The organism is Bradyrhizobium sp. 2TAF24 (genome assembly GCF_052115025.1).
Lineage (GTDB): Bacteria > Pseudomonadota > Alphaproteobacteria > Rhizobiales > Xanthobacteraceae > Bradyrhizobium_A.
This window is the reverse complement of the sequence record NZ_JBFRFW010000007.1, coordinates 20,869-44,165: the sequence shown is the minus strand read 5'-3', so window position 1 is coordinate 44,165 and position 23,297 is coordinate 20,869. Positions and strand designations below refer to the sequence as shown.

Annotated in this window: 21 protein-coding genes and 1 pseudogene; 14 read left to right on the top strand and 8 right to left on the bottom strand. The window is 67.8% G+C overall.

Annotated elements, in window-relative coordinates; all coding sequences use genetic code 11:
* The first annotated feature begins 73 nt into the window (after nucleotides 1-73).
* Nucleotides 74-970: an MFS transporter gene (locus AB4Z37_RS12705; protein ID WP_441517099.1), complete on the top strand. Its 897-nt coding sequence runs from the start codon at nucleotides 74-76 to the stop codon at nucleotides 968-970.
* 8 nt (nucleotides 971-978) lie between these two features.
* Nucleotides 979-1,329: a hypothetical protein gene (locus tag AB4Z37_RS12700; protein WP_441517098.1), complete on the top strand. Its 351-nt coding sequence runs from the start codon at nucleotides 979-981 to the stop codon at nucleotides 1,327-1,329.
* 30 nt (nucleotides 1,330-1,359) lie between these two features.
* On the opposite strand, the gene AB4Z37_RS12695 is transcribed toward AB4Z37_RS12700, so the two are convergent.
* The 4 genes from AB4Z37_RS12695 to AB4Z37_RS12680 form a co-directional block, all read right to left on the bottom strand.
* Complete coding sequence (locus AB4Z37_RS12695) at nucleotides 1,360-1,707, bottom strand: YrdB family protein (protein WP_441517097.1); 348 nt, start codon at nucleotides 1,705-1,707, stop codon at nucleotides 1,360-1,362.
* Nucleotides 1,708-1,781: 74 nt separating this feature from the next.
* Nucleotides 1,782-2,948 (bottom strand): tryptophan 7-halogenase, encoded by a 1,167-nt coding sequence (locus AB4Z37_RS12690; RefSeq protein WP_441517096.1) that lies wholly within the window; start codon nucleotides 2,946-2,948, stop codon nucleotides 1,782-1,784.
* 6 nt (nucleotides 2,949-2,954) lie between these two features.
* Nucleotides 2,955-5,906: a LodA/GoxA family CTQ-dependent oxidase gene (locus AB4Z37_RS12685; protein ID WP_441517095.1), complete on the bottom strand. Its 2,952-nt coding sequence runs from the start codon at nucleotides 5,904-5,906 to the stop codon at nucleotides 2,955-2,957.
* 78 nt (nucleotides 5,907-5,984) lie between these two features.
* Nucleotides 5,985-7,034, bottom strand: a complete 1,050-nt coding sequence (locus AB4Z37_RS12680; protein ID WP_441517094.1) for a S1/P1 nuclease — start codon at nucleotides 7,032-7,034, stop codon at nucleotides 5,985-5,987.
* A gap of 375 nt (nucleotides 7,035-7,409) precedes the next feature.
* On the opposite strand from AB4Z37_RS12680, the pseudogene AB4Z37_RS12675 reads away from it, so the two are divergent.
* Nucleotides 7,410-8,690, top strand: a pseudogene (locus AB4Z37_RS12675) (malic enzyme-like NAD(P)-binding protein); the annotation flags it as partial.
* Between the two features lie 74 nt (nucleotides 8,691-8,764).
* Here AB4Z37_RS12675 and AB4Z37_RS12670 read toward each other — a convergent pair.
* Both AB4Z37_RS12670 and AB4Z37_RS12665 read right to left on the bottom strand, forming a co-directional pair.
* The gene (locus tag AB4Z37_RS12670) at nucleotides 8,765-9,682 is read right to left on the bottom strand and encodes an EamA family transporter (protein ID WP_441517093.1); all 918 of its coding nucleotides are present in this window, start codon (nucleotides 9,680-9,682) and stop codon (nucleotides 8,765-8,767) included.
* Between the two features lie 448 nt (nucleotides 9,683-10,130).
* The gene (locus AB4Z37_RS12665) at nucleotides 10,131-10,889 is read right to left on the bottom strand and encodes an FCD domain-containing protein (protein WP_441517092.1); all 759 of its coding nucleotides are present in this window, start codon (nucleotides 10,887-10,889) and stop codon (nucleotides 10,131-10,133) included.
* Between the two features lie 113 nt (nucleotides 10,890-11,002).
* On the opposite strand from AB4Z37_RS12665, the gene AB4Z37_RS12660 reads away from it, so the two are divergent.
* The 8 genes from AB4Z37_RS12660 (at nucleotide 11,003) to AB4Z37_RS12625 (ending at nucleotide 18,632) form a co-directional block, all read left to right on the top strand.
* Complete coding sequence (locus AB4Z37_RS12660; RefSeq protein ID WP_441517091.1) at nucleotides 11,003-12,130, top strand: cupin domain-containing protein; 1,128 nt, start codon at nucleotides 11,003-11,005, stop codon at nucleotides 12,128-12,130.
* 13 nt (nucleotides 12,131-12,143) lie between these two features.
* A complete protein-coding gene (locus AB4Z37_RS12655; RefSeq protein ID WP_441517090.1) occupies nucleotides 12,144-13,055 on the top strand; it encodes a fumarylacetoacetate hydrolase family protein in 912 nt (303 codons plus the stop codon).
* A 68-nt stretch (nucleotides 13,056-13,123) separates the two neighbouring features.
* A complete protein-coding gene (locus tag AB4Z37_RS12650; RefSeq protein ID WP_441517089.1) occupies nucleotides 13,124-14,314 on the top strand; it encodes an ABC transporter substrate-binding protein in 1,191 nt (396 codons plus the stop codon).
* Between the two features lie 61 nt (nucleotides 14,315-14,375).
* Complete coding sequence (locus tag AB4Z37_RS12645; protein WP_441517088.1) at nucleotides 14,376-15,290, top strand: branched-chain amino acid ABC transporter permease; 915 nt, start codon at nucleotides 14,376-14,378, stop codon at nucleotides 15,288-15,290.
* A gap of 4 nt (nucleotides 15,291-15,294) precedes the next feature.
* On the top strand, nucleotides 15,295-16,269 hold the full coding sequence (locus AB4Z37_RS12640; protein WP_441517087.1) for a branched-chain amino acid ABC transporter permease: 975 nt from the start codon (nucleotides 15,295-15,297) through the stop codon (nucleotides 16,267-16,269).
* A 7-nt stretch (nucleotides 16,270-16,276) separates the two neighbouring features.
* Nucleotides 16,277-17,032 carry an ABC transporter ATP-binding protein gene (locus AB4Z37_RS12635; RefSeq protein WP_441517327.1) on the top strand — a complete coding sequence of 252 codons (756 nt, stop codon included), beginning with the start codon at nucleotides 16,277-16,279 and terminating at the stop codon, nucleotides 17,030-17,032.
* Nucleotides 17,026-17,721: an ABC transporter ATP-binding protein gene (locus AB4Z37_RS12630; RefSeq protein WP_441517086.1), complete on the top strand. Its 696-nt coding sequence runs from the start codon at nucleotides 17,026-17,028 to the stop codon at nucleotides 17,719-17,721. Before AB4Z37_RS12635 ends, AB4Z37_RS12630 begins: the two co-directional genes overlap by 7 nt.
* 272 nt (nucleotides 17,722-17,993) lie before the next feature.
* Nucleotides 17,994-18,632, top strand: a complete 639-nt coding sequence (locus AB4Z37_RS12625; protein ID WP_441517085.1) for a flavin reductase family protein — start codon at nucleotides 17,994-17,996, stop codon at nucleotides 18,630-18,632.
* Nucleotides 18,633-18,801: 169 nt separating this feature from the next.
* Here the strand turns inward: AB4Z37_RS12625 and AB4Z37_RS12620 are convergent, their stop codons facing one another.
* Complete coding sequence (locus AB4Z37_RS12620) at nucleotides 18,802-19,476, bottom strand: TetR/AcrR family transcriptional regulator (protein WP_441517084.1); 675 nt, start codon at nucleotides 19,474-19,476, stop codon at nucleotides 18,802-18,804.
* A 45-nt stretch (nucleotides 19,477-19,521) separates the two neighbouring features.
* Here AB4Z37_RS12620 and AB4Z37_RS12615 point away from each other — a divergent pair, with 45 nt between their 5' ends.
* Nucleotides 19,522-19,815, top strand: coding sequence for a DUF4287 domain-containing protein (locus AB4Z37_RS12615; protein WP_441517083.1), 294 nt, complete (start codon nucleotides 19,522-19,524; stop codon nucleotides 19,813-19,815).
* Nucleotides 19,816-19,992: 177 nt separating this feature from the next.
* Here the strand turns inward: AB4Z37_RS12615 and AB4Z37_RS12610 are convergent, their stop codons facing one another.
* Nucleotides 19,993-20,445: a winged helix-turn-helix transcriptional regulator gene (locus AB4Z37_RS12610; protein ID WP_441517082.1), complete on the bottom strand. Its 453-nt coding sequence runs from the start codon at nucleotides 20,443-20,445 to the stop codon at nucleotides 19,993-19,995.
* 328 nt (nucleotides 20,446-20,773) lie between these two features.
* Here AB4Z37_RS12610 and AB4Z37_RS12605 point away from each other — a divergent pair, with 328 nt between their 5' ends.
* Together AB4Z37_RS12605 and AB4Z37_RS12600 are read left to right on the top strand one after the other, a co-directional pair.
* Nucleotides 20,774-22,027, top strand: coding sequence for an MFS transporter (locus AB4Z37_RS12605; protein WP_441517081.1), 1,254 nt, complete (start codon nucleotides 20,774-20,776; stop codon nucleotides 22,025-22,027).
* 10 nt (nucleotides 22,028-22,037) lie between these two features.
* A complete protein-coding gene (locus tag AB4Z37_RS12600; RefSeq protein WP_441517080.1) occupies nucleotides 22,038-23,234 on the top strand; it encodes an MFS transporter in 1,197 nt (398 codons plus the stop codon).
* Nucleotides 23,235-23,297 lie beyond the last annotated feature (63 nt).

Sequence of the window (23,297 nt, the reverse complement as noted above, 5' to 3'; positions counted from 1 at the left end):
GGATTATCACTTCGATCGGGTGAATGCAAAAGGCCAGCGGTCCATATTCAAATGGACTCCCAAAAGGACCCTCATGTCTTCCCTTTTGCAATCGAACCAGCAACAAGCCGGTCGCGGCGGATCAGCCGAGATGTCCGGGGGGCTGACGCTCCTGTTCGCCATCGCGGTCGGCGTCGTCGTCCTCAGCCTGTTCGCGTCCCAGCCTCTGATCGGCCTCATCGGGCCGTCATTCGGCCTGAACGCGAGCGCGGCGAGCCTCGTCACTACGCTGACATTGCTCGGCTATGCGAGCGGTCTATTCCTGCTCGTGCCCCTCACGGATCTCGCCGAGAACCGGACCGTGATCGTCACGACCCTGGCGATCGACGTCGTCGCCCTCGCGGCGGTCGCGTGCGCGCCGACGCCTTCGCTGTTTCTTCTTGCCTGTTTCGTCGCGGGCGTGACGACGAGCGCGATCCAGATGCTCGTACCCGTGGCGGCGTTGCTCACGCCCGAAGCGCGGCGCGGTCGCGTGATCGGAAACGTGATGAGCGGGCTGATGATCGGCATCCTGCTGTCGAGGCCGACGGCGAGCCTCGTTGCCGAGTTTGCAGGCTGGCGCTGGCTCTACGGCGCGCTTGCAGGCCTCATCGCCGCGCTCACCCTCATCCTGATGGTCGTCATTCCCCGGCGCTATCCCCCGACGTCGACGAGTTATCCGCGCCTGATCGGCTCGATGTGGAGCACCTGCGAGAGGAATCCGTCCTGCAGCGGCGCGCATTGTATCAGGCGCTGTGCATGGGCGCGTTCAGCGTGTTCTGGACGTCGGTGGCGCTTCGGCTTGCCGCGCCGCCGTTCTCCCTTACCCAGAGCGGTATCGCGCTGTTTGCTCTGGCCGGTGCCGCCGGCGCTGTTGTCGCGCCGGTCGCGGGGCGCGCCGGCGACCGTGGCTGGACACGCGCAGCAACGCTCCTGGCCCACCTCGCCGTGATCGCGGCGATGATCCTGGCCGGCATCGGCGGCGGCATGCGCGCCCTTGGCGGGTCGGCAGTGTCCTCGCATGCCGCCCTGGCGATCCTGGTCGTGGCCGCGGTGCTGCTCGACCTCGGCGTGATCGGCGACCAGACATTGGGGCGGCGCGCCATCAATCTGCTGCGGCCGGAAGCGCGGGGGCGTTTGAATGGTCTCTTCACCGGCCTGTTCTTCCTGGGCGCCGCAGCGGGATCGGGCGTGTCGGGGCTCGCGTGGGTCACCTTCGGCTGGACGGGGGTCTGCGCCGTCGGTGCCGCCTTCGGTGGCGCTGCGCTCGCTGTCGCATTGACCGAGCGGGCCGGTACGCGGCGGGCGTGATGGCAGGTCGTCAGCGCGTGCGACGACCGATCACAGCGCCGCGGACGGGGCGTCCGCAAAATACTCCAACGCAAGCGCTGCGATGGCGCAGATCGCGAGCGTGGCGGCGAACAGCAGATGTCCGCCGCTCCATGCCATCGCCGTGCTGCCGGCGAACAGCGCGAGCTTGGCCGGAATCCGGGCCGGAAGTGGCAGGCGCCGCCGCGCGCGCGGTGCGAGGAAGGCGCCCCAGATGATCGCAACCGCCGCGACCGCAACGGCGGCGCCCGCCACACGCAGCGGCAGGTCGGGAAAGCGATCGTATCCCCAGCGGCCATAGGCCCAGAGCATCGCGATCTCGACGCCGAGCGCGAGGACCGCAGCAACAACATTCACCATCAGGATGCTCCAGGCGGGCTCTGCGGACGTTCGATCGACGATGCGAATCGCCATCGGCCACGATCGAAAGCAGGTTACGGCAACGCCGTCCAGCTCGCGCCGTGTGTCGGCCACGACGCGACCTCGAACGCGCCGGAGCGCTGCTCGCGTGCAGGGCCTCGTGGAGCCGCATGGCGCCGCGCCCAGAACGGCTGGTCAGGCCAGCGTTGCTCGACGCCGTACCAGGCGGCGAGATGGTCGCGATAGGTGGCGCGAACCCCGGCGATCTCGGCTGTGTAGTCGACGGCCGCGGCCGCATCGCCGGCCAGCATGCGGTCGGCGGTCTCGGCGCCGGCGAGCCCGGTATACAGCGCGTTGAACAACCCCTGCGACGACAGCGGGTCGAACGCGAGGGCCGCATCGCCCACCGCGATCCAGCCCGGTCCTGCAGCGGGCGCGAGGGCCGCGCCGTGGGCTGCACACGCGCCGTGGGCGGCGTCGTTCCATGCGGTGGCGCCGAGCTGCTCGCCGAGCATCGGCAAGCGTCGCGCGCGCTGGAGCAGCGCGCCGCGGTCACGGCACAGCCGCGCCTCGGCAAGATCGGCGTCGGTGTGGAAGGCGAGCACGGCCTCGCCATGGGGCAAGGGCGCGGCATACCACCAGCCGCCGGGCTCGGCCTCGATCTGCGTCGCGCCGGCAGCGAGGGGCGCTCGCGCGCGCAGCCAGGTGCAGATCAGCCGGTCGTCGCCGCTGCGGCGCGCCTCGCCGCGAGGCAGCATGCGCGAGTTGCGGCCGGCGGCATCGACGATCAGTCGCGCGTGGATTGTGACGGCATGTCCGTCGTGGTCGATGTTCACTCGCCAGCCGTCGCCGTCGCGGACGAGTGCGCGCGGTCGGGCGGGTGCGAGCAGCACGGCGCCACGCGCGGCGGCGGTGGCGCGCAGGCGCCGTTCGAAGCGGGCGCGATCGAGGTGCCAGCCATGGCCATCGGGATCGGCGAGGGCGTCGCGTTCGGTCGCCTCGTCCGAGCCCCAGACGCTGCGATGGAGATAGCGTGGCGCATGGCCATCGGCGGCGAAGCCGTCCCACAGGCTCATGTCCGTCATCAGCCGTCGCGCCGCGCCGGGCAGCGATTCGCCGATCCTGCCGCGCGGCGCCGGCCTGCGATCGATCAGCAGCACGCGGTGGAACGGCGCGAGGTTGAGCGCGGCGGTCGCGCCCGCCGGGCCCGCCCCGACGATGACGACATCGCAGTCGGCCACGGCCGCCTACTTGAACTGCACGGGCAGCCCCAGCGGAAACCGTCGAAACTTGTCGATGCCGGAAATGTCGAGGCGCCGGTTGGTGCCGGGCGCGCCGGCATGGGTCGCGCCCTGGTGCGCGGGCGATCTCAGGCTGCGCGGTCCCCGGCCGCTCTTGGGAATGACGTCGTGGATTGTCGCTCGGCGGTCCTCCACCTCGATCACCGCCGGGAACGCATCGGTGTCCTTGGGGCCGGGATGGACTTCAACGACGCCGAGATGGTCGAAGTGCTCGATCATGTTGTTGATCTGGTCGGTGTAGCTGGTCGTGCCCAGCGGATCGATCCAGGCGGCGCGGTTGGCGAATGCCGCGCGGCGCTCCGACAGCGGCCGCTTGTGGTCCATCACAATGTCATAGTTATCCTTGGTCAGCACCTGATCGGGGACGCGGGCCGGCCAGAACGCGGGAACATAGGGGTCATAGGTCGCGACATAGCCCGAGCGGCAGCTGGCGCTGTCGGTCTGCCACGGCACGGCCATCCAGCGGGTGATGCCGCCGGGGATCTGGCCGTACAGCGGGCCGTTGGGAATGGTCATGCTGTCGCTGGTCAGCGTCTCGCCGAGATTCGGCGCCACCCAGTCGGGCAGCACATGGGCGAAGCGGAACGGCGCCATGTACATGGTCGCCGTGCGCACCGGCCAGGTCATCTCGCAACCGGGGTGGAAGGCGTCGGCGAGGCAGAACTCCAGTGCCGCCTTGGTCAGGACGTCGCCCTGCTCGGCGAGCGGCACCTTGTCGATCGTGCTCGGCGGCACGTGGTGCGGCTTGTAATCGGCGTCGAAATTGCCGGCCGCCCACTGGTCGAGCATCGCCAGCTGGCAGTTGCTCAGCGCGCAATTCTGGCGCGGCGTCGGCGCCGGCGGAATGTTCATCGCATCGCCATAGAGCCACGGCCATGGTTTGGGCGACCAGGAATCGACAGCGAAGCGCCGGAACGAGTTCGACAGCACGCGGCGGAATTCCTGATAGGCCGGGCCGGGATCGGCGAGCTTGGCGATGCCGTCCGGCGTCGAGAAGTCGAACGCGCCGCGCCAGCCGAAGCCGGCGGCAAAGCCGGCGTTGACCCATTGCAGGCCGGCCATGCGCTGGAAGATCGGCAGGATGTCACGGGTGAACGACGGCCGCTTGGGGGCGGCGAGCGTGCCGGCCGTGATCGCGACATCGCGCATCAGGTCCCACATCGTCCGCACCGACTTGCGCTGCGGGCCGAAATTCGGCGGCGCGACGACGACCCAGGCAGGGATGACCTCGAGCGGCGTGCCGTCGAGGGTGACCTTGGCGGTGACCGGGCCGTCGGAGATGTCGTCGTGCCAGCCCTCGTTGTTGGCGAAGGTGATCGCCCAGGTGCCGTCACACGATGCCGACTTGCCATGCCCGCCCAGAACGATCAGGCGCTGCTCGTCGTCGGTGGAGATTTCGCCGAGATAGACCTTCCGCCCCATGAACTCGCCGCTGTCGAACGCCTTGGGCTTGGCGTGCCGACCGGCGGCCTCGCGCGACCCGGGCGTGATGGCAAGGCGCGTGCGGTCGGCGACCGCGGCGTTGCGCAGCACCGTCGGTGGCGCAGAGGCAGCTTCCGGAATATCGAGCGCGAGCTGGAAGCCGTACCAGGCCGATTTGGTGTTGGCGAGTTCGACTGACCAGGTGATGGCCACGTCGTCGTTCTTGCCGGTGAGCTCGCGGACGATCTCGCCCTTGGCATTGACGCCATAGATGCGAAAGCGCGCCGCCTGCCGTTTCAGGCGGCCGTGCTTGTCGCGGTAGGCGCCGGCCGGCAGCGGCTCGGGATCGGGCGTTTCGGGGCCGAGGTACCATTCGTCTGGACTGTTGCCGACCCGCGCGATGCCGATCGACGGGTAGATCACGGCCTTGACCACGCAGGTGTCCGGCGGGGTGTCGGGCGGCAGGTGCGCCTGGCGCGGCTGCGGCGGGTCGTGCAGCGGCTGGCCGTTGGCCTCGTGGCGGGTGTTGGCGCTGGCGGCGTACACCGCCCGGCGCACCGCCGCGATCGAGGATTCCGGCACCGGCGCCTGCGCCGGCGGCACGCGGAAGATGTTGAAGGCCAGTGACTGGCCATAATCCGCCTGGCCGCGGTCCTCGACATCCTGGCGCGGGATGATCAGCGTTGCGATCTGGATGAACGGACTCTCGGATTCCGGCCACTCGACCGTGGCTTCGTCGAGCGGCATGGTCGCGGGATTGGTGCGGCGCTGGACCATGAAGCGGAAGCGGTATTCGCCGTGCAGCAGCCGGTTGGCCATGTCGGTGGCGAGATAGTTCGGCGCGTCGTTGGCGACATTCTCCGGCGGCGTCTCCGGATCGAGGCGATACTTCACCGCCTGCTTCTCGCCGGCGCCGAACGGCAGGATGCCCCAGTAGGTCGTGGTCAGCACGCTGCCTTCGACCTTGGCCATCTCGTCGAGGATGCGTTTGGTCTTGGGGTGGTGCGCCAGATAGGTCGGATAGTCGCCCTGCACCACGCCGGCATAGGTGAATTCGCACATCTCCTTGGCATTATCGACGAAGAAGACGGGGTAGTTCTGCATGATGAAGTCGGCGGTGTCGCCGGCGCCGCCATAGGCCTTCTCGCCGGGCACGCCGAACACCTTGAGACCGATGCCGACCGTCGACTGCAGGTCGGGCGAGGTCGGCGAGGTGTCGCTGGAGAAGCGCATCCAGGCCACAAGGCTGTCATGGGCGAAAACGCCGACCTTGAGGTCGGCGGGGATATTCTTGGCCATCTCCAGGCGACCGTGCGCGGTGCCGTGCAGTTTACGGAACACGGGGCGCTCGGCGGGCGTCTGGCCCAGCCTGATCCGCTTCTTCTGAGCGATATCGACGAACATCTCGATCAGGCGATTGATCGGATCGTCGCCGCAGTCGAAGCACGGTGGTATCGGCGGGTTCGTGACGCTCATCAGATCCCTCCCCTGCGCATGCGGGCGAGGAAGGGGAACATGCCACCAATGGTTGAGTCAATATGATTGACTCGCCTTTTACGGCCAGATCGCTTTCAACAGTTCGGCGAGGTGGGCGCCGGCTTTCGCCAGCTGCTTGCGCTTGATCGCATCCTGGGCGCGCAGATAGGTGGCGTGGTCGTCGAAGGTGACGGTCCAGCGCTGCGCGCCGCCTGGTGTGAAGGTCAGGCCGGCAAAAGCCTGCTGGGCGACGGTGATCGAATCGGATGCCCAGGCGGCGGGCCAGTCGTCGAGACTGCCGGGCGTCGCCGGCTGCGATCGCGCGTCCGCCAGCAGCTCCCGCGTCGCCGCCTCGCCGAGGTCGGTGGGAATGTCGTCCCATTCGCGATGCAGGTTGATGTTCTCGTCTTGGATGAAGTTGGCGCCGGCGGTTTCGGTGGCGGGGTCTGCGGGGTGGGCCGCGTCCGGATCGATGCGGCCTCCGGCGGCGTCGAGATAGACCGAGCCGACATGCAGCGGCTGATGCAGGTCGCCGAGGAAATGCGCCAGCATGAACAGCGCCTCCCTCTTGCTGGCGATGGCGAAGGGCGGCGGCGCCGGCTTGCCCTGCAGCACGGCGACTGCGGCGTTGATCGCCGCGACGAGGTCGTGTGGGTTGGTGCCGGCGAAAGCGCGGTCGAAGCGGCCGCGCTGAAGGGCGACATCGTCGAAGTGGTAGGTCTCGTGGCAGCCGCGCTGGTGCACGCCGTCCGGCAGATACGTGCAGGTGAACCAGTTGCGCTTGACGAACGCGACCATCTCGTCGCGCAGCTCCGGCGTCTTGAACTTGGTGCAGGGCACCTCGTATTCGAGATGCTCCGGATCGATGGTGTAGGCGTAGTTATCGTTGTCGTCACGGCGGACGGCCTTCAGGCAGTCCATCCAGGGACCGGCGGTGCGCAGATCGGTGCCGAGGATCTCGCCGACCTTGCGTCCGGCGTTGGTGTCCTTCAGCAGGCGGTCGGCGATCGATCCGACGACCTTGTGGCCCTGATAACCCCACGCCGCGGCCGTGTCGTGCGCCGCAGACACAGCGAGGACGGCGACAGCAGCGACAACGATCAGACGCCGCACGATATGGCCGATCATGGATGTGCCCCGCCCGATGCCCTTGCCGGATGAAGTGTAGCGAACCTTTGTTGCAGCTCAATGGTGGGCGCCGCAGCGGTTGCCGCACTGCAGCGAAGGATGGTCGATGTTGCACCGCACGCTGAGTGGTGCCATCGAATCTTGTCGATCGCAAAAACAAAGCGCCTGCGCAGGTCTGCATGGACTGTCCATGCGTATCCGGCGCGTCGCCGTGATCACGGTCCTTCTTGCGTCCAATCGCAGTGGCTTTGCGACGGATGATGCGATAGACGCTTCAAGGAGGGGCCGATCGCTTCATGTCTCGAAGCGAGCTGCGGTCAGATGACAATTCTTCAAAGCGACAATTCTTCAAAGCGACGCAGAAAGACGACCATCATGTCAGGCAAAAATCGCATCTCGTCCGAAGAGGCGCTGGCGTATCACCTCGAGCCGGTGCCGGGAAAATATGAGATCGTTGCCTCGACGCCGATGGCGACGCAACGCGATCTGTCGCTGGCCTACAGCCCCGGCGTGGCGGTGCCGGTGCAGGCGATCGCCGAGCGGCCCGATGCGGCCTACGATTACACGGTGAAGGGCAACATGGTCGCCGTCATCACCAACGGCACCGCGATCCTCGGGCTCGGCAATCTCGGCGCGCTGGCCGCCAAACCGGTGATGGAAGGCAAGGCCGTCCTGTTCAAACGCTTCGCCGGCGTCAACGCCGTCGATATCGAGCTTGCCACCGAGGATGTCGATGACATCGTCAAGGCGATCAGCCTGATGGGGCCGACCTTCGGCGGCATCAATCTGGAGGATATCAAGGCGCCGGAGTGTTTCGTCATCGAGCAGCGGCTCAAGGAGATGATGGACATTCCGGTGTTCCATGACGACCAGCATGGCACCGCGGTGATCTGCGCGGCCGCCCTGATCAACGCGCTGGAGCTGACCGGCAAGACAATCGAGAACGTGCGCATCGTGCTCAACGGCGCGGGCGCCGCGGGGCTTGCATGCCTCGCGCTGCTGAAGGTGATGGGCGCGCGGCGCGAGAACTGCATCCTCTGCGACACCAAAGGCGTTGTCTGGGAAGGGCGCGCCGAGGGCATGAACCCGTGGAAGGCGGAGCACGCGACCGCGACCTCCGCGCGCACGCTCGCCGACGCCGTGGCCGGCGCCGACGTCTTCATCGGCGTGTCCGCCAAGGGCGCGTTGACAGGATCCATGGTGGCCAGCATGGCCGCGGACCCCGTGATCTTCGCACTGGCGAATCCGGATCCCGAGATCACGCCGGAAGAAGCCCGCGCCGTGCGCTCCGACGTCATCGTCGCGACCGGGCGGTCGGATTATCCGAACCAGGTCAACAACGTCCTCTGCTTCCCGTATCTGTTCCGCGGCGCGCTCGACATTCGCGCCCGCGCCATCAACGACGAGATGAAGATTGCCTGCGCCAAGGCACTGGCGCAGCTGGCCCGGCTCGACGTACCGGAAGAGGTGGCCGTTGCCTATGGCCGCAAGCTGTCGTTCGGGCGCGACTACATCATTCCGACGCCGTTCGATCCCCGGCTGATCCATGTGGTGCCGCCGGCGGTGGTCAAGGCCGGGATGGCGACCGGCGTGGCGCGGCAGCTGATGGACGATATCGACGGTTACGCTGAAAGGCTCAAGGCGGGATTGCGTCCCACCCGGACATGAACCGCCTGGCGCGCTGATCGGCGCGCCGGCCGCGGCGCCTTCGCAACGCGGGCGCCGGCGCGTCAGCCGCGCTCTGCCTCCGTGCGGGGCTGCGCTGTTCCGGCGCCAGCGATCGGCATGCGCGCCGCAACGGGCCGCTGGGCCTGCTGGCTCAGCCAGACGCTGCCGACCACCACGGCCATGCCGATCAGCTGGGTCGGCGTGAGGGACTGGTCGAGCACGATCCAGCCGAGCACCACCGCGGTCACCGGGCTGAGGAAGCCGAGCGAGGCGACGACCGACGGCTCGAGCCGCGCGACGCCGCGAAACCACAGGATGTAGGTCAGCGCCGCGCCGATCAGGCCGAGATAGACGAAGCCGATGACATTCGCCGGTGTCAGCGTGGTCAGCGGCGTCTCCAGCAGCAGCGCCACCGGAGTAAGCAGCACGCCGCCGGCGGTGAGCTGCCAGGCGGTGAAGGTCAGCGGCGACACCGGCGGCTGCCAGCGGCGGCTCAGCACGGTGCCGAGCGCCATCGACACCGCGCCAGCAAGCCCCGCGGCAATGCCGACGGGATCGAGCGTCGCGCGCGGCGTCAGCAGCAAGAGCGCGACTCCGGCCATGCCGCCGAGCGCGGCAAGCACTGCGACAGCACGAATCGGCGTGCCGAGCAGCGGCCGCGCCAGCATCACCACGACCAGCGGCTGGATCGCGCCGACAGTGGCGGCGACACCGCCGGGCAGGCGATAGGCGGCGACGAACAGCATCGCCCAGAAGAACGAGAAGTTCAGGATGCCGAGCAGCGCCGTGCGCAGCCACCACACGCCGGTCGGCAACTGCCGCACCATCAGCAGCAGCAATAGCCCCGCCGGCAACGCCCGCAGCATCGCCACCGTCATCGGATGGCCGGCCGGCAGCAACTGGGTGGTGACGAGATAGGTGCTGCCCCAGATCGCCGGCGCGATCGCGGTGAGCAGCAGGTCGATGTGGCGGGAAGTCATTGGCGTCCAGTTGTTTGAAAATGGTTTTGCCCGTCGCTCTTCCGGCGTCGTGGGCGGGTGCGCCGGCGAGCGGCCGGGGTATTGCCTGAGATGTAGGATGTTATGGATCGCGCGGGAATGACCGTCAGCGCATGGTAACTCTTCGTCAGCGAGGAATACCGGAGCGGGATTGAATGACTGTCGTCGTTGTTTGACGCCACGCTTTCATATTTTTCCGGCGTCATCACCGGGCCGACGCGAAGCGTCGAGACCCGGTGATCCAGCTTGCATTGGTGCCCGTTATGATGCGGGCGAGCTGGATGCGCGGGTCAAGCCCGCGCATGACGCGGTGGGTGTGGCTAACGGTCAAGTCAGCCCGGCGGTTGTCGCCTTGTGCTGGGCGAGGCTGGCTGATGCGAGCGCCTTCGGATGACGGAAGTCAAGGATAGCGCGGACCAGTCCAGCAGCCTCAATCCCCCGCCCTCGTCTGTGCCGCCATGTTGCGGTCGATCAGCGCCGAGGTGCGGCGGTAGTGGGCGGCGAGCAGGGCGGTTGCTTCCTCGGAGCGGCGGGCGAGGGCCGCGTCCATGATCTGGCGGTGCTCCAGCGGCACGTCGCGGGCTTCGTCCGCGAAGGCGCGGCCGGTCAGCATCGGCAGGCGGTAACGCTGGGTTTCGGCGTAGAGCTGCTCGGCGAGGTCGAGCAGCCGGCGCGAGCGGCATCTGGCGATCAGCGCGCGGTGAAAATCCTGGTGGCGGACCTCCAGCGCCGAGAGGTCGTCGTCGCCGGGCTCGCCGAGAATGGCCTTCACCCGCCGCGCCTGCAGGTCGAGCGCATGAAAAGCGGCGACGATGCCGGCCTCCCAGTCGTCGTCGCCATTGTCGATCGAGCGGCGCAGCGCTTCGCACTCGACCAGAATTCGTGTCTCGGTGGCGTCGCGCATCTCCTCGGACGAGAACGGCGCGACTGAGAATCCGCGCAGCGCCGCGGCCACCACCAGCCGCTCCGACTGCAGCCGGTTCAGCGCCTCGCGCAGCGGCGAAAAGCTGAAGCCGTAGCGTTGCTTGAGCAGCTCCAGCCGCAGCGGCTGCCCCGGCGCGAACACGCCGGCGATGATGTCGCGGTGCAGCCGCCGATAGGCGGTCTCCGCCAGCGTCGCCGGCTCATCCGCCGCCCGCGGCTGGGTGTCGCCGGCCATCGGCTGCGCCACGTTTCGCTTCCCGCTCACCTGATCGCTCCTCCCGGCCTGCTGTCCGGTCTACACGGATTCGAACTCTAACGCAAAAACCACTTCCTTTCGAAAATCCTTTCTGTCATATAAATCGCACGGAGGACAACACCATGGCCAATCCGACCAGAGAAAATCACCGCGAGGACGTTGCCGGCCGCGCCAATGTCGAGGACACGCCGGAGCTGCTCGCCTACTACGACGAGCTCGAGCGCATGGACGCCGGCGCCCTGTGGACAGTCGCCAACAAGATCGAGCCGTGGCAGCCCAAATCGTCGTCGGTGCCGGTGCTGTGGCGCTATCAGGACCTGCGCGACTATGTGCTGCGCTCGGTCGCGCTGGTGACGCCCGAGAAGGCCGGCCGCCGCGTCGTCTATCTCAACAATCCCGGTCGCCGTGATGTCGCCGCCTGCGTCGGCTGGCTCTACTCCGGCCTGCAGGTGATGCATCCGGGCGAGGTCGCCTCGGCCCACGCCCACTCCGCCTCGGCGCTGCGCTTCATCATGGAAGGCAAGGGGGCCTACACCATCGTCGACGGTCACAAGATGACGCTGGGCGCCAACGACTTCGTGTTGACGCCGAACGGCACCTGGCATGAGCACGGCGTTGCCGCCGACGGCACGCCGTGTATCTGGCAGGACGGCCTCGACATCCCCCTCGTCAACGCGCTCGAAGCCAACTTCTACGTCGTGCATCCCGACATGCAGCAGAGCGTCGGCCATCCTGTCGACGACATGTCGCATTCCTGGGGCGCGCCCGGCCTGCGCCCGGCCAATGCCGAGTGGGCGAAGGGCTATTCGCCGCTGCTCAAATACGAATGGGAGCCGACCTACGAGGCGCTGCAGCGCTATGCCAAGGCGACCGACGGCTCGCCGTTCGACGGTGTGCTGATGAACTATGTCAATCCGGTCGCCGGCGGTCCGGTGATGCAGACCATCGGCGCCTCGATGCAGATGCTGCGGCCCGGCGAAAAGACCCGCGCCCATCGCCACACCGGCAGCTTCGTCTACCAGGTCGCCAAGGGCGAGGGCTATTCCGTCATCGACGGCAGGCGCTTCGACTGGAAGGCGCGCGACATCTTCTGCGTGCCGTCGTGGGCCTGGCACGAGCATGCCAACGCGTCCGCCAGCGAGGACGCCTGCCTTTTCACCTTCAACGACCTGCCCGTCATGCGCTCGCTCGGCCTCTATCGCGAGGAAGCGTTCGGCGACAACGGCGGCCAGCAGCCCATTCTCGCCTGAGGACTTTCAAACCATGCGTCTCGTTACCTACCGCGCCACTGTCGAATCCGAAGCGCGCCTCGGCGTCATCGTCGGCGACCTCGTCGTCGACGTTGAAGCCATCTCGGCCAAGGCGGGCCTGCTGCTGCCGTCGTCCATGCTGACCTTCATCGATCTCGGCCCGTCCGGGCTCGAGACTCTGGAAGAGATCCTGGAGGGCCAGGACGGCCGCTTCCCGGCCGGCACGGCGCTGCCGCTCGCGAATGTCCGCCTGCTGGCGCCGATCCCGCGGCCGCGCAAGAACATCTTCGGCATCGGCCTGAACTATGTCGAGCATGTCGCCGAATCGGCGCGCACGCTCGACACCTCCAAGGACCTGCCGAAACAGCCGGTGATCTTCTCCAAGCCGCCGACGGCGGTGATCGGCCCGAACGAGGCCATCGAGCACAACAAGGCCATCACCCAGCAGCTCGACTGGGAAGTCGAGCTCGCGGTGATCATGGGCCGCACGGCGCGCCGCGTCACCGAAGCCGACGCGCTGAACTACGTATTCGGCTACAGCGTGATGATCGACATCAGCGCGCGCGACAACCGCCGCGCCGGCCAGTGGATCTATTCCAAGGGCCAGGACACCTATGCGCCGTTCGGGCCGTGCATCGTCACCGCGGACGAGATTCCGGATCCGCACAATCTCGACCTCTGGCTCACCGTCAACGGCGAGACCAAGCAGAGGTCGAACACCCGCCACATGCTGTTCAAGGTGCCGTTGCTGATCTCCGACATCAGCGCGGCGATGACGCTGGAGCCCGGCGACATCATCGCCACCGGCACGCCGGATGGCGTCGGCGCCGGTCGCACACCACAGGAATGGCTGTGGCCCGGCGACGTGGTCGAGGCCGGGGTCGACGGCATCGGCCGCATCCGCCACCCCGTCGTGGCGGTCTGATCTCCTCATCACAACAGCGGCGGCGCATCGCGTCGCCGCATCAATCAATCCAGGGAAGGGACACAATCATGGGTGCAAGGATGTCGAACCGCCGTCGCGTGGTCGCCGGCCTGCTCGCCGCCGGCTCGCTCGCCGCGTCGGCGGCGTGGAGCGCGGCGCCGGCCGCCGAGGTGTCGATCGGTTTCATCACCACGTTGTCGACCCCCGCCGGCTATATCGGCGAGGACATCCGCGACGGCTTCAAGCTCGCGATGGATGACGGCAAGCTCGGCGGCGTGCCGGTCAAGCTGACCATCGAGGACGACGCGCTCAAGCCCGCCAACGCCAAGCAGGCGGCTGATGGCATGATCCAGTCCGGCGTCAAGCTGTTCACCGGCATCAACTTCTCCAACGTGCTGGCGGCCGTGGTGCCCGGCGTGCTGGAATCCGGCGGCACCTATGTCAGCGTCAACGCTGGTCCCTCGACCTTCGCCGGTGAGAAGTGCAACCCCGGCTACTTCGTCGCGTCCTACCAGAACGACGCCTTCCACGAAGCCGCGGGCCTTGCCGCCAACGAGCTCGGCTACAAGAAGATGGTGCTGCTGGCGCCGAATTATCAGGCTGGCCGTGACGCGCTCGAAGGCTTCAAGCGCACCTATAAGGGCGAGATCGCCGGCGAGATCTACACCAAGCTCGACCAGACCGATTTCTCGGTGGAGCTGGCGCGCGTGCGCTCCATGGCGCCGGACGCGATCTATCAGTTCCACCCCGGCGGCGCGGGCATCAACTTCGCCAAGCAGTACGCCAACGCCGGCCTGTCCAAGACCGTGCCGATGCTGATCCCGAGCTTCTCGATGGATGCCCGCATGGTCACCGCCACCGGTGACGCGGCCGACGGCATCTATGCCTCGGCGATCTGGACGACCGAGACCAACAACGCGGACTCGAAGGCGTTCGTCGCCGCATTCAGGAAGGCCTATTCGCGCACGCCCACCATGTACGCCCAGCAGGCCTACGATACCGCGCATCTCATCGGCAGCGCGCTGAAGGCGGTCGGCGGTGACATCACCAAGCGCGACGACTTCCGCAAGGCGCTGCGCGCCGCGCAGTTCACCTCGATCCGCGGCAAGTTCGCGTTCGGGCCGAACCAGCATCCGGTGCAGGACTATTACCTGACCAAGTACGAGAACAACGGCTCGGGCGAACTGGTGCAGACCATCGTCCGCAAGGTCTCCAGCGACTACGGCGACGCCTACGCCGCCAAGTGCAAGATGGACTGAACAGGGCTTCCCGGCGCGCCGCGGTGATCACCGTGGCGCGTCCGCGCGCCCGGATGCCGCCATGCTCCTCCTCGTCGAACAGCTTCTCAACGGCCTGCAATACGGCGCCATGCTCTTCATGCTGGCGTCGGGCCTCACCCTGATCTTCGGCATCATGGGGGTGATCAACCTCACCCACGGCGCCTTCTACATGGTCGGCGCCTATTGCGCGGCCTATGCGGTGCTCGCCACTGGCTCGTTCGCCGCCGGCGTCGCCGCGGCGCTGATCGGCGCCGGCGCCTATGCCGTGCTCATCGAGGTCGCGGTGGTGCAGTGGCTGTACAAGCGCGACCATCTCTACCAGGTGCTGGCGACGCTGGGCCTCATCCTGTTCACCAACGAGGCCGTCAGCATGCTGTTCGGCCGCAAGCCCCCGCTGATGGACATCCCCCGGCTGCTGCGCGGCTCTGTCGGCCTGCTGCCGGGCCTCGATTATCCCCTCATTCGCCTCGCCTTCATCGCCGTCGGCGCGCTGGTGGCGATCGGGCTGTGGCTCCTGGTCAATCACACGCGGCTCGGCATGCTGATCCGCGCCGGCGCCGACGACCGCGAGATGGTCGACGCCCTCGGCATCGATATCCGCCGGCTCTACACCCTGGTGTTCGGCCTCGGCGGCCTGCTGTGCGGCCTTGCCGGCGTCATGGCGGCGCCGCTGCTCGCGGTCGAGATCGGCATGGGCGAGCGCGTCCTCATCACCACCTTCGTGGTCATCGTCATCGGCGGTGTCGGCTCGATCCGCGGCGCCCTTGTCGGCGCGCTGCTGGTCGGCATGGTCGACAGCCTCGGCCGCGCCTACCTGCCGCAGGCGCTGCAGTCGGTGCTGCCGGCGTCGGTGGCCGACACCCTCAGCGCCGGGCTGGTCTCGGCCAGCATCTATGTGCTGATGGCGCTGGTGCTGTTGGTGCGCCCCCTCGGCCTTCTTCCGGCGCGGAGCTGACATCATGATGCCCAGCACGCTTCGCCGCTCGGCGGCCCTCGTCGGCCTCGTTCTCTTCCTGGTGCTGCCGTTCGCTGCGGAAGCAGCGGGGATCGCCAAGGCGATGGACCTCGCCACTCGCATTCTCATTTACGCCATCGCCGCGGTCAGCCTCGACCTCATCCTCGGCTACGGCGCCATGGTCAGCTTCGGCCATGCCATGTTCTTCGCGCTCGGCGGCTACACCGTCGCGATCGTCGCCTACCACACCGCCGCCGGCGACAAGCTGTTCGGCTGGTCCGGCACCAATGCGGCGCTGATCGTGTGGCCGCTGGCGCTGGTTGCCTGCGCGCTGCTGGCGACGCTGGTCGGTGCGCTGGCGCTCAAGACCCGCGGCGTGCAGTTCATCATGATCACCCTGGCGTTCGCCCAGATGATCTTCTTCGTGCTGGTGTCGCTGCAGGCCTATGGCGGCGACGACGGCCTGCTGATCGATCGCCGCAACGAGCTGCCGCTGATCGACATCTCCCGCCCGCGCACCTTCTACTATCTCTGCCTCGGCGTGCTGGCGCTGTGGACGCTGGCCTGCGCCACCATCGTCAATTCGCGCTTTGGACTCGTGCTGCAGGCGCTGCGCCAGAGCGAGCGCCGCACCATCAACCTCGGCATTCGCCCGCTGCCGTTCCGGCTGGCCGCGTTCGTGATCTCGGCGGTCGGCGCCGGCCTCGCCGGAGTGCTGTGGGCGAACTACGCCCGCTTCGTCACCCCGGACATGGCGGCCTGGACCAAGTCCGGCGAGTTCATGTCCATTGTCATCCTCGGCGGTCTCGGCACGCTGCTCGGGCCGATCGTCGGCACGGCGGTGTACATCGCGCTGGAGCAGCTGCTGACCAGCTGGACCGAGCACTGGATGATTGTCATGGGCCCGGTGCTGACCTTGATTGCGCTGTTCGGCCGCAAGGGCCTGACCGACCGCCTGTTCGGAGCGCACCATGACTGAGCGCACAATGACTGAGCCGGTGCTTGCCATCGAGGGGCTGCGCAAGGCGTTCGGCGCCGTCGTCGCCACCGACAATGTCTCGCTGACGGTGCAGCCGGGCGAACTGCATGCCCTGATCGGGCCGAACGGCGCCGGCAAGTCGACGCTGATCACCCAGATCTGCGGCGAGCTCGCGCCCAACGCCGGCCGCATCGTGTTCGCCGGGCGCGACATCACCGCACTGCCGGCCTATGCGCGGGCGCGGCTCGGCCTCGGACGTTCGTTCCAGCTCACCCAGCTGTGTCCGGAATTCTCCGCGCGGGATAACGTCATGCTGTCGATCGAGGCCAAGGGTGGCGGCTCGTTCAACATGTTCGCCAATCCGCGCCGCAACACGAGGCTGCGCGACGCGGCCCAGGACTGGCTCGACCGCGTCGGGCTCACCGGCAAGGAAGACCGTGCGGTGATGACGCTGGGCCATGGCGAGCAGCGCCAGCTCGAGATCGCGGTGGCGCTGGCGCGCGATCCGCAGCTCCTGCTGCTCGACGAGCCGATGGCCGGCATGGGTCCGGAGGAATCCGCGGCGCTGACGCGGCTGCTGTCCGAGCTCAAGGGCCGCTACGCCATCCTGCTGGTGGAGCACGACATGGACGCGGTGTTCACGCTCGCTGATCGGGTCAGCGTGCTGGTCTATGGCCGCGTCATCTTCACCGGCACAGTCGCGGAGGTGCGCGCCCATCCCGACGTGCGTGCGGCCTATCTCGGCGGAGACGCGCCATGCTGACGATCGACAATCTCGAAGCCGGGTATGGCGCCAGCCGCGTGCTGTTCGGCCTGTCGCTGGAAGCTCCCGCCGGGCAGGTGGTGTCGCTGATCGGTCGCAACGGCATGGGCAAGAGTACGACCGTGCGCACCATTATGGGCATGCTGCGCCCGCGCGCCGGTCACATCCGCTTCGACGGCCGCGATCTCGCGGGGCTTGCGCCCAATGCCATCGCGCGGCTGGGTCTTGGTCTCGTGCCGGAGGGGCGGCGGGTGTTTTCCTCCCTCAGCGTCGAGGAGAACCTCGTCGCCACCGCGCGGCCGGGGCGCGACGGTGGCTGGACGCTGGCGCGGGTGCTGAAACTGTTTCCACGGCTCGACGAGCGGCGGCGGCAGCTGGCGAAAACGCTGTCGGGCGGCGAGCAGCAGATGCTGGCGATCGGCCGCGCGCTGCTGATCAATCCGCGGCTGCTGATCCTCGATGAGGCGACCGAAGGCCTTGCGCCGCTGATCCGCGCCGAGATCTGGCGTTGCCTGCAGCAGCTCAAGACCGAGGGCCAGACCATTCTGCTGATCGACAAGAATCTCGGCGAGATGGCCTCGCTGGTCGATCGTCATCACGTGGTCGAGAAAGGCCGCGTGGTCTGGGCCGGCTCGCCGGCGGAGCTTCAGGGCGACCCGCAGATCGCCCACCGCTATCTCGGTTTGTAGAGTGGAGCGGCCCGCGATGCTGCGCTATTCCCGTCATCCTGAGGTGCGCGCTCTTGCGCGCCTCGAAGGATGAACGGCCGAGGCCTCACCGCTCGAGCCGTCGCCCTTCGAGGGCCGTGCTTCGCACGGCCACCTCAGGGTGACGGGTTGGGTGGTGTGGATCGAATTCCATGTCATGCAGTCGTGTGAACCAAAGTTTATCGACGACACGCGGAGACGGCGCCATCGCGTCACCCGCGATCCCACCAATCTTCACCGTGTGAGGCCCCGCCATGCTGTTTGACATGTCAACACTAGCGCCGGACCTGCGCTACAAGGTTCTCACCGCCACCGTGACGCCGCGGCCGATCGCCTGGGTCAGTTCGGTGTCGGAGCAGGGCATCGTCAACGCGGCGCCGTTCTCGTTCTTCAATGTCATGGGCCATGAGCCGCCGACGGTGACGCTCGGCCTGCTGCGGCAGGCGGGTGGCGAGTTCAAGGACACCGCAGCCAATATTCTCGCCACTGGCGAGTTCGTCATCAACCTGGTGTCGGAAGACAATGCCGAGGCGATGAACATCACCTGCATGGACGCGCCGCCGGAGGTCGATGAGCTTGCCTGTGCCGGCCTGACCGCGCTGCCATCGCTGCGGGTCAAGCCGCCGCGCATCGCGCAGTCGCCGGTGTCGCTGGAATGCCGCTCGGTCGCCTCACTGGTGATGGGGCCGAAACAGACGCTGGTGATAGGCGAGGTGCTCGCCGCCCATGTCGACGACGCCGTGGTGCTCGATGCCGAGCGCTGCCATTTCGATACGCCGAAGCTCAAGCTGATCGGGCGCATGCACGGCAGCGGCTGGTACGCCCGCTCCAGCGACCTGTTCGAGCTGCGCCGTCCGAGCTGGGCCGAGTGGTCGGCGAAGCATAAGGGCTGAGGCAGCAATCCGCCGACGCACGCATCGGCCCCCTCATCCTGAGGAGCAGGCGCAGCCTGCGTCTCGAAGGATGAGGTCGAGGCTTGTGGCCTCATGGTTCGAGACGGCGCAAGCGCGCCTCCTCACCATGAGGAGAGATCGGCTTGATGCGGTCGCGTCTCCGCATTCGTCAGGACATACGCTCGGGCTCCACCAGCGCTTCGATCAGTGTCCGCGCCAGCCAGGCCTCATAGGCATCCGCGCTCCAGCCGCCGTCCAACACCAGCATGCGGTAGACGTCACGGCTGGTGTACATCCACATGATCCGCCGCGCGGTGGCGACATCCAGCTCCTTGCGCGCCATCGACTGGGCGAACAGCAGCGCGATGCGCGCCTTCTGCATTTCGAACCGGGTGTTTTCGAACTCTGCTTCCAGCTTGCGCAGCTCCGGCGCGAAGGCCGAGGCGCCGCGCAGCACGCCAAGCTCGGAACGTTCGCCGTCATACACCGCGCGGGCGACCCGCGCGGTCAGCCGGATCAGCGTGGCCGGGTCGGTCACGCCGGCAAGCGCCTCCTGGGTTGCGCGAAAGCGCGCGCCGAACAGCGCCGAGGTCATCAGCGCGCGCAGAATGCCGGTCTTGGACGCGAACAGCGCATACACCGTGGAGGCGGCGACCTCCGCCCGCTCGGCGATCGCGGCGATGGTCACTTCGCTGATGCCATGCCGCGAGAACAGGGCCTTGGCGGCGTCGAGGATGCGCTCGCGGGTGGCGGCGGCTGCCTCGCTGCGCTGGGCCGATACATATGTGCGCTTGTTGGACCGCTTCGGGCCAGGGGCGGGTTGTCGTTTCGAGGATTTTGACATATTGGATATGGCTTACTATATTTAATTTGAATTGCGGAGCCGCCGATGACCTTTCAGGCTTATCTCGACAATATCAAAGCCAAGACCGGGCACACGCCCGATGATTTCCGTGCGCTGGCCAGGCGTGCCGGGCTGCTCACGCCGGAGCTGCGGGCATCCGACCTCGTGGCATGGCTGAAGAAGGATTTCGATCTCGGCCATGGCCACGCCATGGCGATCTGGGCGAGCTTCAAGGCCAAGGGATGGGTCGAGGCGCCGACGAAGTTGATAGCGGCGGCGGCCGGTAGATCGACCGCCAAGGCCAAGCCAAAACCGGTGGCGAAAGCGAAGAAGAAGTAATGCGGCCGCAGGCGGAGCGACCCGCTGTGTGATCGCCCCTCCGCGCCATCACCGTGTCTGCGCGCGAGCGCCGAGACCCGGTGATCCAGCTTAAGAACATCACGTCGCGTGGTGAGTAAGCTGGATTGCCGGGTCAAGCCCGGCAATGACGCAACATATGTGGCGCGCCAGTCCCGACTACCCCTCCGCCACCGCCTGCACCACGGTATCCGTCGGCCCGAGCAGCCGGCCATCCTGCGCGCGCAGTTCGAGCTTGCGCACCGGCAGGCCGTTCTTGCGGTCGACCAGCAGCACATGGGACTCGGCGGGGTCGAAGAAGTAGGTCTCGCCCCATTGCCGCAGCGCCGTCAGCAGCGGAAACAGGCCGCGGCCTTTTTCGGTGAGCACGTAGTCCTGATAGGCACTGCCGTCGGAGGCGGGCCGGGTCTCGAGGATGCCGTGCTGCACGAGGTTGCGCAGCCGTGCCGACAGCACGTTCTTGGCAACCCCGACGCTCTTCTGGAACTCGCCGAACCGGCTGAGACCGTCGAAGGCGTCGCGGATGATCAGCAGCGACCACCAGTCGCCGATGGCGTCGAGCGGCCGGGCGACGGGGCATGTCCGGGTGCTGTGGCTGGTTCGCTTGGCCATGGCTGGCCTGTCTCCTCGCGCGGCGGCCGGTGGCCCGCACAGTCCGTGGACCATGGCCGCAGGCGTAATCTACTGTCCCCTGGTTGCTATGTAAAACTTCCTGCCGGCGAGTCCAGCTGGTCCTAGATGAAAACCACTGAGGGCGCTTCGCGGAGCGCCCGCAGCCCGTCTCTTCGCCAAAAGCTGTTCGCAATCAACTATTAATGCCATGTGACAAGTCAATGCCATGCGCCGCATGTCTCCCGTGCAGCAGCAGGTGGTTGCAGATAAAAACCAGCTTGAGTATCGATCGAAGCAGTTTCGATGTAAAACCAGCTGGAGGTCGGCGATGGATCTGGATGGCAACGGCTCGCTCGAAAGGGCCGTCGCGGCGGATGCCGCATACGCCGGGATCAGCAAGGCGGTGGCGCCGTCCGTATCCGCGCCGGTGGCCTGGCTGCTGGCGCTGGCCGCGGGTCTTGCGGTCGCCAACGCCTACTATGCCCAGCCGCTGATCGACGTGATCGCCGATACGTTCGGCCTCGGCCACGCCGTCGCCGGCGCGATCATCACCCTGACCCAGGTCGGCTATGCCGCGGGGCTCGTGCTGGTGGTGCCGCTCGGCGACCTCTTCGACCGCCGCCGCCTGATCATCGGCCAGCTCGCGGTGCTCGCCGCCGCGCTGCTGCTGGTGGCGTTCGCCGGAGATGCCGGCGTGCTGCTCGCGGGCCTTGCCGCGGTCGGCATGCTCACGGTGGTGACACAGCAGCTGGTCGCCCATGCGGCGTCGCTCGCGCGGCCGTCCGAGCGAGGCCGCATCGTCGGCATCGTCACCAGCGGCATCATCACCGGCATTCTCGTGGCGCGCACGGTGTCGGGCACGCTGTCCGATCTCCTTGGCTGGCGCTCGGTGTATATCGTCTCGGCCGTGGCGATCCTGCTCATCGCCCTGCTGCTCGCCGCGACGCTGCCGGCACAGGCGCGACCGAGGGTCCGCGTCCCCTATGGCCGTCTCATCGTGTCGGTGTTCACGCTGTTCGCACAGGAAAAGGTGCTGCGCCTGCGCGGCGCGCTGGCGTTGCTGATCTTCGCGGCGGTGACGGCGCTGTGGACGCCGATGGTGCTGCCGCTCAGCGCGCCGCCGCTGTCGCTGTCGCATACGCAGGTCGGCCTGTTCGGTCTCGCCGGGGCGCTCGGCGCGCTGGGCGCGGCGGCCGCCGGCCGGCTCGCCGATCGCGGCCATGCCGAGCGCACCACGGGCATCGCGCTCGCGCTGATGCTGCTGTCATGGTGGCCGGTGGCGCTGCTGCATGTCTCGCTGTGGCCGCTGGTGATCGGCATCGTCGTCATCGACTTCGGCCTGCAGGCCGTCCATGTCTCGAACCAGAGCCTGATCTATCAGGTGCGCCCGGACGCGCAGAGCCGGCTCGCCGCGGCCTACATGCTCTGCTACTGCGCCGGCTGCGGCGGCGGCTCGCTCGCATCGACGCTGGTCTACGACCGCTTCGGCTGGTCCGGCGTGTGCCTGCTCGGCGCCGTGTTCAGCGCGCTGGCGCTGCTGGTCTGGGCGGTTGCCCGCCCGCGCCCCGCGCCGGCTCGCTGAGGCGCGCAGCATGTCGATCTCCTCCTGCGTGCCGCACGGCTCACGGCAACAGTCCGCCTTTCGCATCTGGCTCGCCGTGGTTGCGCTCGGCATCGCCACCTTCGCCATCGTGCTCACCGAATTCGCGCCGATCGGGCTGCTGTCGCAGATTGCCCAAAGCCTGGGTGAGAGCCGCGCCGCGATCGGCCTCACCGTGACGCTCTATGCCTGGATCGGCGCCGCCAGCGCGCTGGTCTGCGCGGTGCTGCTCGGCCGGCTGCCGATCCGCCCGCTGCTGATCGTGCTGATGCTGGTGCTCGCGGCGTCCAATGCGCTGGCGATGCTGTCCGGCAGCCTTGCGGCGTTGCTGGCGTCGCGGGCGCTCGGTGCGGTGGCGCACGGTTTCTTCTGGGCGATGGTCGCAGCGGTGGCGGGGCGGATTGCGCCGCCGGATCGTCTCGGCCTCGCCACCTCCATCGTGTTCGGCGGCATCACGGTGGCCACCGTGCTCGGCGTGCCGCTCGCCAATCTGATCGGCCAGGCCGAGGGCTGGCCGGCGGCGTTCGGCGCCACCGCCGCGCTGTGCGTCGTCACCGCGCTGCTGCTGTCAGCGGTTCTTCCGCCGGTGCGGGCCGACGCCGCGGTCGGCATCGCCGCGCTCGCGGAGGTCGCGCGCAACCGCCCGCTGCGCCGGGTCTACATCGCTGCGGCGTTCACGGTGATCGCGCATTTCGGCGCGTTCACGTTCATCGAAGCTTTCCTCAGGGACATGCCGGGCGTCACCGCGCCGATGATCGCGGTGCTGCTGTTCGCCTTCGGCGCCGCCGGCATTCTCGGCAATGTGCTGACCGGCATCTTCATCGATCGCTTCATGCGTCCGGCCATCGCGCTCGGCCTTGTCGTGATGGCGGTGGCGCTTGCTGTGCTCGGCCGGGGCGGCGCGCAGCTCGATCTCGCGGCGCTGGTCGTCCTGCTGGTGGCGTGGGGCATGGCGTTCGCGGTGCTGATGGTCGGCCTGCAGGCGGCGGTGCTGCGCACCGCCGGCACTGCCGCGATGCCGGCGTCCGCCATCTACACCGCGGTGTTCAACACCGCCGGCGGCGCCGGCGCGGTGCTCGGCGCCGCGGTGCTGGGCGAGGCCGGTCTCTCCGGCCTGATGCTGTCAGCCGGCGGCGTCGCCGTGCTCGCCTTGCTTGTACTCGTGTCCGGCCGGCGGCCGGGCGCCTGACACCGTCGCCGTGCCCCGGTGGCACGGCGACATCCACCGATCGATGTCCTCAACCCACGGAGC